Raw genomic sequence first — 13,648 nt, forward strand, 5'->3', positions numbered from 1 at the left:
GGGCGCTCAGCTCGTCCAGATGCCGGGGGGATGGGATTCGGGGGAGAGCCACAGGGACGGCTGGTATCGGCCGAGGGCGGGGTCGCTGCCCGCCTGCCAGGGGTAGCGGCCGGCCGCATCGGGCCACACCGCCTGCAGGAAGGGCAGCGGCGGGTGGCGGTAGAAGCGCAGGGCCTCGCTCAGCAGACGCTCGTACCAGTGGGTGTGCACCGGGCGCAGCACGACCGGGTGACGATCGGTGGCGTCCCGGCGCTCCTGCCCGGCCACCAGGGGGTGACCGGCGGCGGCGCGGTCGCCGAGGTTGTTGACGATGGTCTGCATGTCATAGGGCTCCAGCCCGAAGACCACCAGCTCGGGGGAGCGGAGTGTGTGCCACAGGCCGGCGGTGAAGGCCCAGCCCGGGCGGTTTTCCCGGGGGGAGGTGAGGATGACGCTCCAGCCGTACTGCTTGACGTGGACGATGGTGCGCAGTTCGAACTTGCCCAGCCGGTCGCGGTCGCCGTAGTCGTGGCAGATGATGCACCGGCAGACGGACCCCATGGCCAGAGCTTAAGCGGTGTGATCGTCCTCATGCGGGCCGGTTCGCCTGCAGCGGAGCGGGGACAGCAGGGCCGAGACCAGGTCGCCGAGCGCCTTGCCCGCGCGGTCCCGCTCGGCCGCCGGGTCGGCGGCGACGCAGATGGCATAGCCGGCCTGGAAGACCGCACCGAACAGGGCGTGGGTGAGCGGGTCGGCGTGCTCGGCCGGCAGCAGACCCTCCGCCGCGGCGGCGTGCAGCGCCCTGCGCAGCAGCCGGCGCGCGCAGTGCGGGTCCTCAAAGCTCAGCGACCGCTCCCAGCCCAGCACGGCCGGCCCGTCGCGCAGCATGATCTGCCGCACCTTCGGTTCCAGGCAGGCGTCCAGGAAGGCGTGGAGGCCGGCGACGAGCGCCGAGGCGGTGTCGGCGGCGCCGGCCGAGGCGGCGGCGCAGCGCGCGAAGACCTCCTTTTCCACCTCCTGGTAGACGGCTTCGAAGAGGTCCTCTTTGTCGGCGAAGTGGTGGTAGAGGGCGCCGCGGGTGACGCCGGCGCGGCGGACGATCTCGGTGGTGGAGGTCCCGGCGAAGCCGCGTTCGGTGAACAGGGCGACCCCTGCGGCGATCAGTTGTGCCCGTGTCGCGTCGCCCTGTTCCACCTTGCGGTTCATGGGGTCATGGTAGGAGATGCACGTTCAGCGTCCGGTCCGCGCCGATGGCGGCCGGGTCGCTGCGGCCGGAGGCGGCCATCACGAAGTCCATCGGGTCGGCGGCGATCACCGGGCCGCCGGTGCCGATCTGCTGGGACGGCAGGCCGTCCAGCTCCAGCCGCAGCGGGCCGCGCCCCAGCCGGTGCAGCTCTTGCCGCAGCCAGGCGACGGCGGCGGCCAGTCCCGCGCCGCGCCTGCGGGGCCTGCCCAGCGCCACCAGGACGTCGTCGGTGTGGACGAAGGCGTCGTACCACAGGGTGAGCACCCCGTTGAAGATCGTGCGGCCGGGGACCGGGCTGGGGGAGCGCCACGCCTGCTCGTCCAGCCCGCTCAGGAACCGGATCAGGCGGGGCGCCGCGCCGCGCAGCAGGCCGGCGACCTCGGCGGGGGAGGAGCCGCGCAGCGCCTTGGCCTGCTCGTCGGGGCTGCGTTCGCCGATCGTGCCGTCCAGGGATTCGACGGCGCCGAGCGTCACGTGCCCGGCCACGTCGCGGACCTCCCAGCCGGTGCAGCGGGTGGGGGCGCTCCACTCGGCCTCGCTCAGCGGCTCGATCAGGTCGGCGAAGGCCGCGTACTCCTCGGCCAGTCCCTGAACCAGGTCGGCGGGGGTCGGGTCGTTCGAGTTCATCGCGGGTGATCCCTTCGTCGCGGGGGTTTCCACCATACATACATGCAGTCTGTATGTATAGGGCGCGCGAAGCCTCTCCCGGAGCGGTTCGGTCACTTCCGGAAAGACCGCAGGGACGGCCCTCGAAGACGGATCACAGACCCAGCGGCGCGGGGGCGCCGGCCAGGGCGCGCAGCCGCTCGGCGGGGGAGGGCACCAGGCGGCGCTCGGCCAGGTCGAGCAGGCCGCAGACGCTGCTCACGGTCGCCGCCACCGTGCCGTCGAGCTTGCGCACCTGCTGCTCCACCCGCCAGGTCTTGCCCTCGCCCCACACGAACGCGCAGGTCACCTCGGCCTCATCCCCGCCGCGCAGCTCCCGCAGGTACTTGATGACGGTCTCCAGGACCACCGGCCCGACCCCGGCGGCCACCAGCGTGTCGGGCAGGATCCCGGCCGCCCTGAGGCACTCCCACCGGGCGTGCTCGGCGTACTGCAGGTAGACGGCCTGGTTGAGATGTCCTTGGACGTCCAGCTCATAGCCGCGGACGCCGATGCGCACAGCGAAGGTCACTCGCCAGAGTCTAAAAAGCGCGCCGATCGGCGTCCGCGGCGGTCACAGCGGCGGCTCGGCGTCGGCCCACGGGTGGGCCTCTTCGAGCTGAGTGGCCAGCGACAGCAGCAGCCCCTCCCCGCCCAGGCCCGCCACGAACTGCACGCCCAGCGGCAGGCCGTCGGGGGTCCGGTACAGCGGCAGCGAGATCGCCGGGCGGCCGGTGATGTTGGCCAGCTGGGTGAAGGGCACCGGCGCCAGGTTGGCGGTGATGGTGTCCTTCCACTGCTTGGTCTTCGACAGCGTGCCGGTCAGCCCGAGCAGGAGCAGCGCCCGGCCCAGCAGCCGCAGCAGCGGCGGGGTGGCCAGGGCGCCGATGCGCACCGGCGGGCCGGCCAGCGTCGGGGTGAGCAGCAGGTCGTACTCTTCGTGGAAGGCCGCCAGGGCGCGGGTGTGCTCGTTCCAGCGGTGGTGGGCGAGCAGGTAGTCGGCGGCCTTCACCGAACGGGCCGCGGCGGCCAGCAGCCGGTTGTCCAGCTCGAAGTGCCGGGCCGGCGCCCCCGTCCGGCGGCGGATCTCATCGATGGTGGCGGCGACCTGCGCGCACCACATGGTCAGGAAGTCCTCGGCCAGTTTGCGCCCGTCCACGGCCGGCGCGGCGGGCTCCACGCGGTGACCCAGCTCGGTGAGCATGGTGACGGCGGTCTCGACCGCGGCGACCGCCTGCGGGTCCACCGGCGTCCCGATCGGCGATTCGGTGGTGTAGCCGATGCGCAGCGGCTTGGGCGGACGGCGCGACAGCTCCAGGTAGGAGGTCTCCGGGCGGCGCACCGCATAGGGGCCGCCCGGGTCGACCTCGGCGGTCAGCACGTCCAGCATCACCGCGGTGTCGCGGACCGTGCGGGAGATGACCCCGTCGGTGGCCGCGCCGTGCAGGTACTCGGCGTAGTCGGGGCCGGCGGGCACCAGGCCGCGGCCGGGTTTGAGCCCGACCAGCCCGCAGCAGGCCGCCGGGATGCGGATGGAGCCGCCGCCGTCGCTGGCCCCCGCCACCGGGACGATGCCCGCCGCGACCGCCGCCGCCGAGCCGCCGGAGGAGCCGCCGGGGGTGTGGTCGAGGTTCCAGGGGTTGCGGGTGGGGCCGTTGACCTCCGGCTCGGTGACCGCGGTGGTGCCGAACTCGGGGGTGTTGGTGCGGCCGAAGATGACCAGCCCGGCGTTCAGCCAGCGTCGCACGACCTCGCTGTGGTGGGGCGCGGGCACATCGCGCAGCGCGCGGGAGCCGCAGCCGGTCGGCACGCCGGCGTAGTCCTGGTTGAGGTCCTTGACCAGGAACGGCACCCCGGCCAGCGGGCCGGACAGCGGAGTGGCCGCCCGGGCGCGGGCCTGCTCGTGCATCGGGCGGACGATGGCGTTCACCCGCCCGTCCACCTGCTCGGCGCGGGCGATCGCCGTCTCCAGCAGCTCGCCGGGCGTCACCTCCCCGCGCGCCACCAGCTCCGCCAGACCCACGGCGTCGAACTTGCGGTATTCGCCGTACTCCATGACCACCACCGGAAACTGAGGGGTTGGCTCGGAATCTTTGCCGCACCGCGCAGGCGGGCCGGCCGCGATCTGCAGGCGGTCAGCCCGCCTTCGGGGTCGCCCGCTCGATGATCGGGCCCAGATCCAGCCCGGCCGGCAACGTGCCGAAGGCCCCGCCCCAGTCGCCGCCCAGGCGGGAGACGCAAAAGGCGTCGGCGACGGCCGGGTGGCCGTACCTGACCAGCAGGGACGCCTGCAGCACCAGCGTCAGCAGCTCGGCGACGCGCCGGGTGCGCAGCTCCAGGGTGGCGGTGTCGGTGAGGCTGTCCTTGGCCCGGCGGATCGCCGCATCCAGGTGGCGGTCGGCGCCCGCGGCCTGCTCGACCTCGGCGAAGAACGCCTCCAGGCACTGCGGCTGTTTGGCCATGGCCCGCAGCGCGTCCAGCGCGGCGACGTTGCCCGAGCCCTCCCAGATGGAGTTCAGCGGGGACTCGCGGAACAGCCGCGGCATGCCCGACTCCTCGGCGTACCCGTTGCCGCCCAGGCACTCCAGCGCCTCGGCGGCGTGCGCCGGCCAGCGCTTGGTCACCCAGTACTTGCCCACCGCCAGCGCCAGCCGCTTGAAGGCCGCCTCGGCGGCGTCCCCGCGGATGGCCCGGTCGGCGGCCCCGGCCAGCCGCATCATCAGCGTGGTGGCGGCCTCCGACTCCACCGCCAGGTCGGCCAGCACGTTGCGCATCAGCGGCTGGTCGATCAGGTAGGCGCCGAACGCCTTGCGGTGGGCGGCGTGGTGGGCGGCGACGGTCACCCCCTGGCGCATGCCGGCCGCCGCGCCGATCAGGCAGTCCAGCCGGGTGGAGTTGACCATCTCGATGATGGTCCGCACGCCCCGGCCCTCCTCGCCGACCCGCCAGGCCACCGCGTCCTCGTACTCGATCTCCGAAGAGGCGTTGGAGCGGTTGCCCAGCTTGTCCTTCAGCCGCATGATCCGCATCGGGTTGAGCGAGCCGTCCGGCAGCACCCGCGGCAGCAAAAAGCAGGTCAGCCCGCCCGGCGCCTGGGCCAGCACCAGGAAGATGTCGCACATCGGGGCGCTGGTGAACCACTTGTGCCCGACCAGCCGGTAGGAGCCGTCCGGCTGGGGCGTGGCGGTGGTGGTGTTGGCGCGCACGTCCGAGCCGCCCTGCTTTTCGGTCATCGACATGCCCGCCAGCAGCGCGGCCTTGGTCAGCGGGGGACGCAGCCCGAAGTCGTAGGTGCGCTGGACGAGCAGCGGCTCGTACTGGGCGGCCAGCTCGGGGTTGTGCCGCAGCGCGGGGACGACCGAGTAGGTCATGGAGATCGGGCAGCCGTGACCGGCGTCCACCCGCCAGACGTAGAACTTGGCGGCCCGCGCCACGTGCGCGCCTTCGCGTGAGTCGGCCCAAGGGGCGGCGTGCAGGCCGTGGGTGACGGCCACGGTCATCAGCTCATGCCAGGCCGGGTGGTACTCCACCTCGTCGATGCGGTGGCCGTAGCGGTCGTGCGTGCGCAGGACCGGCGGGTACTCGTTGGCCAGCCGCCCCCACTCCTGGGCCCGGCGGGTGCCGGCCAGCCGGCCCAGCTCGTGCACTTCGGCGGACGCCCAGCCGGCGCCCTCGCGCTCCAGCCCCTCCAGCAGCGCGGGGTCGTCGGCGAGGTCGTAGTCCTCCAGCGGAGGGGCCTGGTTGAACACTTCATGCGTCGTGGCCATGGCTGCTGCTCCCTGGACGGCTTGCTCGCTGCCCCGCCACTGTACAGAACGACATTCGAAAATCCCATGGCCGGTGAACCTTTTTCACCACGCCGTCTCCGCAGGTCGCATGCGAGGGCCGCGCGGCCGGGACGCTGCCGTGATCTGCAACGTCGCGGCATGGAGAACGCAAGGGCTCCCGTCCCCGGTGCCGTGGACCACGTGCCGGAAAAGGCCCGGCGGGTCCTCCTCATGGAGGGGTGATCTCGTCCGCGGGTCGGAGGGCCGGCGCCGGTGCGGGCCGTAACGTCATAGGCATGGAACACCTCACCCCGCATCCGCGGCGTCCGCTCCCGCCGGGTTCGGTGCGCGCCTCGGACGCCGAGCGGGAGGCCGTCGTGGAACGGCTGCGGATCGCCTCGGTGGAGGGACGGCTGACGTTCGCCGAGCTGACCGAGCGCACCGCCGCCGCCTACGCCGCCGTCACCCGCGGGGAGCTGGAGAAGGTCGTCGAGGACCTGCCGGGGGTGGGCGCCCCCGGCGCCGAACCCGCCCCCAGCCTGGTCAGCCGCCGCTTCACCGCCGTGCTGGGCGATGTGCGCGAGCACATCGTCGGCCGTATCGAAGAGGAGCTGAACCTGCTGTCGGTGCTGGGCGACATCGTGCTCGACCTGCGGGACGCCCAGGTGCCGCGCGGCGAGGTCGCCATCGCGGCCGTGGCGGTGCTGGGCGACATCAAGGTCGTCGTGCCGGACGGGGTGCAGGTGCAGATGAGCGGCTATGCGGTGCTGGGCGACCGCCGGGTGAGCCTGCGCCGGCCCGCGGCCGGCCGGGCCGCCCCGGTGGTGCGGGTGTGCGCCCACTGCGTGCTGGGCGACATCGAGATCGTCGACGGCGAGCACGACGCCGCGGCCGGCCGCTCCGTGCGCGACTGGTGAGGGCGCCGCTCACCGTTCCCCGCGCCGGCCGCCGTACTTTTTGTGGACGGCTTGCTTGGAGACCCCGAGCGCCTCGGCGATGCGGGTCCACGGCAGCCCGTGGGCACGGGCCCGCCGCACCTGGACGGCCTCCAGGCGCTCGGCCCGGCGGCGCAGCGCGTTGGCCGCGGCCAGCGCCTTGAGCGGATCCTCATCGGCGGTGGCCTGGCTCAGCCGCAGCAGCTCCTCCACCGCATCGGTGCCGGCCGAGCGGATCACCGGCCGGGCCCCTTCCCGGCGACCAACGGGATCAACGAACCTCCTTCACCGCGACCACGCTCCGTTGCCCACCGGCCGCATGCGCGCGGGCCGGCGGCCCTCCCCGGCGGGGACCCTTCCCCGGCCGCGGCGAAGGCACGCCTGCCGGGTCGGGTGCGCGTTCGCGCCGGCCACGCCAGATCGCCTACCCCGATCGCCACGGCGCAATCCGCCGCCGCGGTCAGACCGCCGCGGCCTCCCCGGCGCCGGCCAGGCACTCGTCGTAGCGGTGCAGCACCACCTCGGCCAGCTCGGGCGCATCGCCCAGCACATCGGAGACCACGGCGGCGCCGGCGGCCAGCGACTCGGCGCGGACCTTGTCGGCGAAGTGGCCGGGGGCCAGGAAGTAGGAGGCCACCGCCACCCGGGGCGCACCGGCGGCCAGCAGCGAGGCCACCGCGTCGGCCGGCAGGGGGCGGGCCGCCGAGGCGAACGCCGGGACCACGTTCCACCAGCCGGCCGCCCGCCAGCCGTGGGCCAGGCCCGCCACGGTGGCGTTGGCCGCCGGGTCGCTGGAGCCGGCCGCCACCAGCACCACCGCGGTGTCCGGGTCGCCGATCGGCACCCCGGCCTCGGCCAGGCGCCGCTCCAGCGCGGCGATCAGCAGCGGATGCGGTCCCAGCGTGCCGGCCAGCCGCATGTGCAGCCGGGGCCGGGCGGTGCGCACCCCCGCCAGCACCCCGGGAATGTCGATCTTGCTGTGGTAGGCCGCCGTCAGCAGCAGCGGCAGCACCACCGCCGCGTCCTCCTGCAGGCCCCGCAGCACCCGGTCGGGGGAGGGCGGGGCGTGGTCGAGATAGGAGGCCAGCACCGGCAGGCCCGGCCGCCGGCGGCGGACCGCCGCCAGCAGCCGCGCCACGGTCAGCGCACTCCGCGGGTCCCTGCTGCCGTGCGCCACCGCCACCAGCGGCACCGGCCGGCCGGTGCGGATCAAAGGTGAATGCCGCATTCGGTCTTGCCCAACCCGGCCCACCGGCCGCTGCGCGGATCTTCGCCCGGCGCCACCGGGCGGGTGCACGGGGCGCAGCCGATGGACGGGTAGCCGTCGTAGTGCAGCGGGTTGACCAGCACCCCGTTGTCGGCGATGTAGTCGTCCATCTCCTGCTGCGTCCAGTTGAGAATCGGGTTGACCTTGACCATGCCGCGCCGGCCGTCCCATTCGACGACCTTGCGGTCGCGGCGGCTGGGGGTCTCCTCCCGGCGGATCCCGCTGAACCAGGCCATGTAGCCCTCCAGCGCCCGGCTCAGCGGCTCGACCTTGCGCAGATGGCAGCACAGGTCCGGGTTGCGCCCATACAGCCGCGGCCCGAGCGCGGCCTCCTGCTCGGCGACCGTGCGGGTGGGGGTCACGTTGATGACGTTGACCGGGTAGACCGCCTCGACGGCGTCGCGGGTGCCTATGGTCTCGGCGAAGTGGTAGCCGGTGTCGACGAACAACACGTCGATGCCCGGCTTGACCTTGGAGACCAGGTGGATCAGCGCCGCGTCCGACATGGAGGAGGTCAGGCAGATGCGGTCGCCGAACGTCGCCACCGCCCAGCGGACGATCTCCAGTGCAGAGGCGCCCTCCAGTGCCTGGGCCGCCGAGTCGGCGACGTCGCGCAGGTCGAGGGCCGGCCGGTCGGTCGAGGTCGCCACAACGGTCGTGGGGGGCATGGGGACTCCTCTCCCGAGGGTGCTCGTCATCGGGTCGTGCGCGAGAGGCCCGGCGGCCCGCGCCGTAGCCGCCGGACCTCTCGCGGCCGTGCCGCCTGCCGTGCCCTGACGGCGGTGAGGCCGGTGGGAACTCATCGGGTGGCGCGGTCTGCGGTGGGCGGGGCGGCCGGGCCGGGCATCGCCACCGCCAGGAACTTCAACCCGAAGGCGCGGGCGCAGGCACGGCAGTGCCAGGTCCCCTCGCCCTCGTAGGGGACCAGGTCCTCATCGCCGCAGTAGGGGCAGTAGAACGGCGCCGCGCGTTCGCTCATCGCCGCCTCCCCTGTCTCATCGCTCGCATCGCTTTGCCGCCTTCGTGGGTGAACGCGCCGCTACTGCAGGTCGGCCTCGTCGGCCCGGTGCACCCAGTCGGCGAAGCTCTCGCCCTCGGCGCGCTGCTCGTCGTATTTGCGCACCACCCGCTCGACGTAGTCGGCCAGACCGTCGGCGGTGGTCTTCAGGCCGCGGACCTTGCGCCCGAAGGAGGCGCCGACCCGGCCGCCCAGGTGGATCTGGAAGCCCTCCACCTGCTCGCCGCTTTCATCCACCACCAGCTGGCCCTTGAGGCCGATGTCGGCGACCTGGATGCGGGCGCAGGCGTTGGGGCAGCCGTTGATGTTGATCGACAGCGGCTGGTCGAAGTCGGGGAGGCGCTTTTCCAGCTCCTCGATCAGGTCCATGCCGCGCTGCTTGGTCTCGACGATCGCCAGCTTGCAGTACTCGATGCCGGTGCAGGCCATCGTCTGCCGCCGGAACACCGACGGGCGGACCTGCAGGTCGTGCCGGGCCAGCTCGGCGGCCAGCTCCTCGGTGCGCGCCTCGGGCACGTCCAAGATGACCATCTTCTGCTCGGCGGTGGTGCGCACCCGGCCCGAGCCGTACTCGTCGGCCAGGTCGGCGATCACCTTCAGCAGGTCGCCGTTGAGCCGGCCGACCTTGGGCGCGAACCCGACGTAGTAGTTGCCGTCCTTTTGCCGGTGGATCCCCACGTGGTCGCGGTGGGGGAGCGGCGCGGCCGGCTCGGGGCCGTCCGGCAGGGCGTACCCCAGGTACTCCTGCTCCAGCACCTGCCGGAACTTCTCGGCGCCCCAGTCCTTGACCAGGAACTTCAGCCGGGCGCGGCTGCGCAGCCGCCGGTAGCCGTAGTCGCGGAAGACCGAGGTGACGCCCTTCCAGACCTCGTGCACCTGCTCGGGCCGCACGAACACGCCCAGGCTCTGGGCGAACATCGGGTTGGTGGACAGCCCGCCGCCCACCAGCAGCTGGTAGCCGGCCTCCCCGGCGTCGTTGACCACGCCGACGAACGCCACGTCGTTGATCTCCGGCACGGTGCACTGGGAGCTGCAGCCGGAGATGGCGCTTTTGAACTTGCGCGGCAGGTTGGAGAACTCCGGGCTGCCGATGTAGCGGTCGCGCACGTCGCGGATCTGCGGCGTGGCGTCGATCACCTCATCGGCGGCGATCCCGGCCAGCGGGCAGCCGATGATCACCCGGGGGGTGTCGCCGCAGGCCTCGGTGGTGGTCAGCCCGACCGCCTCCAGCGCCTCCCAGATCGCCGGGACGTTTTCGATCTCCACCCAGTGCAGCTGGATGTTCTGCCGGTCGGTGACGTCGGCGGTGCCGCGGCCGTACCGGTTGGAGATGTCGGCGATGACGCGCAGCTGGCGGGTGTCGAGCTGGCCGCCGTCGATGCGGATCCGCAGCATGAAGTAGCGGTCGTCGAGCTCCTCGTCCGGCAGCGCACCGGTCTTGCCGCCGTCGATGCCGGGCCGGCGCTGGGTGTACAGGCCGTACCAGCGGAACCGGCCGCGCAGGTCGGCCGGGTCGATGGAGTCGAAGCCGGTCTTGGAGTAGATGTCGATGATCCGCCGGCGGACGTTCAGGCCGTCATCGTTCTTCTTGGTCTCTTCGTTCTTGTTCAACGGCTCGCGATAGCCCAGGGCCCACTGGCCCTCGCCTCGCTTGCGCCTCACACTGGGTGGCACGGTCGCGTCCTGCTCCTAGATCGGGAAGGGGCGACGCGCGGCACACCGGCAGGCTTAACCGCCGGCTCGACGGTGAGCGGTGCGAGTCAAGGGTGACGCCGGCGCACCACGCGATGGGAACTGCATGGGCGTGGTCGAGCGTCACCGACAGATAGCGCTGCGTACCCGCAGAAAGTCAACGTGCCGGCGCTTCACCAGCGTCGGGTTCGCAGCAGTCATACTCCGACTCTGACATGCCGTCTCAAGGGCTGTCCAGTTTCGTCCACCATGTGGACGAGTGACATCGGTCAACCCTGCCTGACCCAGTTCACCGGCGGTTCGCTCCCTGAAGACCGGCCCTGACCTGCGTTCTGGTCCATCTCGCGCCGACCGCGGATGGCCGGGCGCGTCTGGTGCTGGCAGTCGCACCACGAACCGCCACGGCACTCCTCGTGGCGTCGCTCCCGACAGGAATGGCAGATCACGGCATCATTTTCACCCACTCCGGGGAGTGCTTCGCACCATGCCCCGCCGTCTCGCCCCCGGCGCGGGCCCCCACGGGCGGGACGCGCCGCCCAGGCCCCGGTGATCTCCGTCGTTTCGCCGCCGCGGAGCGTCATAGCCGGCATGAGCGGCGGCATGACGGATCTCTCACCCGGTGGACGGCTGACACCGGCACCGGTCCGCAAGTGTGAATTCAGTCACACGGAGAGTGATGAAGGTGCCGGCGTGGAGGTCGCAAACCCCCGGCCCGCCCGTTCGCGGGTTGCGGATGCGCTGCGGCGGGCGGGCATGACCGGTCTCCGCCGCCGAAGCCGGCCCCCGGACACCGCCCCCGTCCCGGATGTTCCCTCCCCGCCGGGCGGCCGGCGCAGGGGAGAGGATCCTCCTGCGGGGGATGGCCCGTCCGTGGGGGACACGAATGCCACGCGCACGCCCCGGCGAACGATCGCCTGGCGGCTGGTCAAGGGCACCGCCGTGGCCGGATTCCGCCACCGGGTGACGGGACTGGCGGCCGAGGCGGCGTTCTTTGCGCTGCTGTCGCTGCCGCCGCTGGTCATCGGGCTGATCAGCACCATGGGGCACCTGCGGGGCGCGCTGGCGGGGGAGACGGTCGCCGACATCCGGGCCTGGCTGATCCGGCAGGCGCACAAGATCCTCGCCGGACCGGCGGTGGACGACGTGGTCACCCCGCTGATCGACGAGGTCATCCGGGGCGGCGGGGTGGACCTCATCTCCGTCAGCTTCCTGCTGTCGCTGTGGGCGGGATCGCGGGCCACCAACGTCTATGTGGACACCATCACCATCGCCTACGGACTGTCCGGGCTGCGCGGGGTGATCCGCACCCGGCTGCGGGCGTTCACGCTGTACCTGATCGGGCTGGCCGTGGCGGTCGTGGTGATCCCGCTGCTGGTGGCCGGGCCCGCCCTGGTGCGCCAGGCGCTGCCGGTGGGCGAGGCGTTCGTGCGGCTGCTGTACTGGCCGGTCGTCGTCACCTTGTCGATCATGTTCCTGGCCACGCTGTACCACATGAGCGTGCCGGTGCGGACCTCCTGGCTGCGCACGGTGCCGGGGGCGGTGCTGGCGCTGGCGATCTGGATCCTGGGCAGCGTCGCCCTGCGGGTCTACTTGGCCGGATCGCTGTCGGGAGTGTCGGTCCACGGCTCGCTGGGCGCCCCCATCGCCGTCATGGCCTGGCTGTATGTGACCGCCCTCGCGGTGCTGATCGGGGCGATGCTCAACGCCGAGATCGACCGGATGTGGCCGTCCGCCGCCACCGCCGCCGCCCGGGCCGCCCGGAGTGACGGATAGGTAAATTCCACTCCCATAACCGCTCTGATTAGGGCAAACATGACGTAATCTCGTTGCACATGACGTCTCGCTCGCAGCCCGGTCTGCTGCGCACCGTGACCGGAAGCGTCCCGGTGCACGCCGTCACCGGAACCGTGCTTCCTCACGAGCATCTGCAACTCGACCTGCGCTGGCCCCAGCGCGGGCTCGCCGCGGTCCCCTCCGACCCCCGCCGCTGGCTGGACGAAGAGCAGGCGGTCACCGCCGAGCTGAGCGGGCTGCGCGCCGAGCACGAGCTGTCCCTGGTGGTCGATCTGACCTGCCAGGGCATGGGCCGCAACGCCGCGATGCTGTCGCGGATCAGCGCCGGCGCCCGCGTGGCGGTGGTGGCCGGCACCGGGTTCTTCACCGAGCCCTTCCACCCCCAGTTCGTGGGCACGGCCGACGAGGACCTGCTCACCGAGCGGATCATGACCGAGATCGAGTTCGGGATGGACGGCACCAGCTCGCTGCCCGGCGTGATCGGCGAGATCGGCTCCTGGGGCGCCGTCCCCACCGCGGCCGAGGAGCGCTGCCTGCGCGCGGCGGCCCGCGCCGGCCTGGAATCGGGGCTGTCGGTGGCCACCTATGGGCGGGCCGGGCTGACGCTGCTGGAGATCCTCACCTCGGCCGGGCTGCCGGCCGAGCGGGTGGCGGTCGGGCAGCTGGACCTGGTGGACGACGCCGGGGCCCACCGCAAGATCGCCGAGATGGGCGCCTACGTCTCCTTCGGCTCGCTGGGCCTGGCCGGCCAGGACGCCGCCGCCCTGGGCGCCCGCGTCCGCCACGTGCTGGAGCTGCTGGAGGCCGGGCACGGCGACCGGGTGCTGCTGAGCACCGGAATCTCCCGGATGACGCAGATCAAGCGCTATGGCGGCAGCGGCTACGGCTACCTGATGGATGTTTTCGTGCCCGCGCTGCGCGCCGCCGGGGTCGATGAGGCCGCGCTGCGCACGATCCTGCACGACAACCCGCTGCGCTGGCTGACCGGCACGGCCGGCTGACCGGGCCCGGCCGTTGACCCGGCCCTGACCCGGCGTGGATGTTCGGCGGCCGGTCCGCTGGGAACACCTGCCTGCGCCGGGTGCGCATCGGGTGCGGGCCGCCCGGTGACCGAGGCGCGGAGCCGCCTGCCGCGGCAGGACGCCCGCACGGCGCGTCCGGGCCGCCCGGGCGCCCTCCTCGGGTGAGTGGGCCTTCTTCACCACGTCGTCCCTGCCGGACGGGGCATCGCATGCGGGCCGGCGCCCGGGGACCCCGTGGTGAAAAGGGTTCGGTGATGCCAGGTCACGACGGCTTGCCCGGGGG

At 72.8% G+C, this 13,648-nt stretch carries 14 protein-coding genes; 3 read left to right on the forward strand and 11 right to left on the reverse strand.

Annotation, left to right across the window (positions count from 1 at the left end):
* Nucleotides 1-6: 6 nt before the first annotated feature.
* The 6 genes from BUE48_RS08860 to BUE48_RS08885 form a co-directional block, all read right to left on the reverse strand.
* Nucleotides 7-540 carry a DUF4262 domain-containing protein gene (locus BUE48_RS08860; protein ID WP_012852135.1) on the reverse strand — a complete coding sequence of 178 codons (534 nt, stop codon included), beginning with the start codon at nt 538-540 and terminating at the stop codon, nt 7-9.
* Nucleotides 541-549: 9 nt separating this feature from the next.
* Nucleotides 550-1,185 (reverse strand): TetR/AcrR family transcriptional regulator, encoded by a 636-nt coding sequence (locus tag BUE48_RS08865; RefSeq protein ID WP_286989614.1) that lies wholly within the window; start codon nt 1,183-1,185, stop codon nt 550-552.
* 4 nt (nt 1,186-1,189) lie between these two features.
* On the reverse strand, nt 1,190-1,852 hold the full coding sequence (locus BUE48_RS08870; RefSeq protein WP_012852137.1) for a maleylpyruvate isomerase family mycothiol-dependent enzyme: 663 nt from the start codon (nt 1,850-1,852) through the stop codon (nt 1,190-1,192).
* A gap of 133 nt (nt 1,853-1,985) precedes the next feature.
* A complete protein-coding gene (locus tag BUE48_RS08875; RefSeq protein WP_012852138.1) occupies nt 1,986-2,402 on the reverse strand; it encodes an acyl-CoA thioesterase in 417 nt (138 codons plus the stop codon).
* Between the two features lie 42 nt (nt 2,403-2,444).
* Complete coding sequence (locus BUE48_RS08880; RefSeq protein ID WP_012852139.1) at nt 2,445-3,926, reverse strand: amidase; 1,482 nt, start codon at nt 3,924-3,926, stop codon at nt 2,445-2,447.
* Between the two features lie 79 nt (nt 3,927-4,005).
* On the reverse strand, nt 4,006-5,637 hold the full coding sequence (locus BUE48_RS08885) for an isovaleryl-CoA dehydrogenase (protein ID WP_012852140.1): 1,632 nt from the start codon (nt 5,635-5,637) through the stop codon (nt 4,006-4,008).
* Nucleotides 5,638-5,933: 296 nt separating this feature from the next.
* Here BUE48_RS08885 and BUE48_RS08890 point away from each other — a divergent pair, with 296 nt between their 5' ends.
* The gene (locus tag BUE48_RS08890) at nt 5,934-6,554 is read left to right on the forward strand and encodes a DUF1707 SHOCT-like domain-containing protein (RefSeq protein WP_012852141.1); all 621 of its coding nucleotides are present in this window, start codon (nt 5,934-5,936) and stop codon (nt 6,552-6,554) included.
* Nucleotides 6,555-6,563: 9 nt separating this feature from the next.
* On the opposite strand, the gene BUE48_RS08895 is transcribed toward BUE48_RS08890, so the two are convergent.
* From BUE48_RS08895 to BUE48_RS08915, 5 genes are all read right to left on the reverse strand, one after another.
* Nucleotides 6,564-6,812, reverse strand: a complete 249-nt coding sequence (locus tag BUE48_RS08895) for a hypothetical protein (RefSeq protein WP_012852142.1) — start codon at nt 6,810-6,812, stop codon at nt 6,564-6,566.
* Between the two features lie 220 nt (nt 6,813-7,032).
* Nucleotides 7,033-7,800: a sirohydrochlorin chelatase gene (locus BUE48_RS08900; protein ID WP_286989615.1), complete on the reverse strand. Its 768-nt coding sequence runs from the start codon at nt 7,798-7,800 to the stop codon at nt 7,033-7,035.
* Nucleotides 7,782-8,507: a phosphoadenylyl-sulfate reductase gene (locus BUE48_RS08905; protein WP_012852144.1), complete on the reverse strand. Its 726-nt coding sequence runs from the start codon at nt 8,505-8,507 to the stop codon at nt 7,782-7,784. Before BUE48_RS08905 ends, BUE48_RS08900 begins: the two co-directional genes overlap by 19 nt.
* Before the next feature lie 131 nt (nt 8,508-8,638).
* Complete coding sequence (locus BUE48_RS08910) at nt 8,639-8,818, reverse strand: hypothetical protein (RefSeq protein WP_012852145.1); 180 nt, start codon at nt 8,816-8,818, stop codon at nt 8,639-8,641.
* Between the two features lie 60 nt (nt 8,819-8,878).
* Entirely contained in the window at nt 8,879-10,531 is a 1,653-nt protein-coding gene (locus tag BUE48_RS08915) for a nitrite/sulfite reductase (RefSeq protein ID WP_012852146.1), read from the reverse strand.
* A gap of 888 nt (nt 10,532-11,419) precedes the next feature.
* Here BUE48_RS08915 and BUE48_RS08920 point away from each other — a divergent pair.
* Together BUE48_RS08920 and BUE48_RS08925 are read left to right on the forward strand one after the other, a co-directional pair.
* The gene (locus BUE48_RS08920; RefSeq protein ID WP_012852147.1) at nt 11,420-12,322 is read left to right on the forward strand and encodes a YihY/virulence factor BrkB family protein; all 903 of its coding nucleotides are present in this window, start codon (nt 11,420-11,422) and stop codon (nt 12,320-12,322) included.
* A gap of 59 nt (nt 12,323-12,381) precedes the next feature.
* Nucleotides 12,382-13,344 (forward strand): phosphotriesterase family protein, encoded by a 963-nt coding sequence (locus BUE48_RS08925; protein WP_286989616.1) that lies wholly within the window; start codon nt 12,382-12,384, stop codon nt 13,342-13,344.
* Nucleotides 13,345-13,648: the final 304 nt, after the last annotated feature.

The organism is Thermomonospora sp. CIF 1, assembly GCF_001896795.1.
Lineage (GTDB): Bacteria > Actinomycetota > Actinomycetes > Streptosporangiales > Streptosporangiaceae > Thermomonospora > Thermomonospora curvata.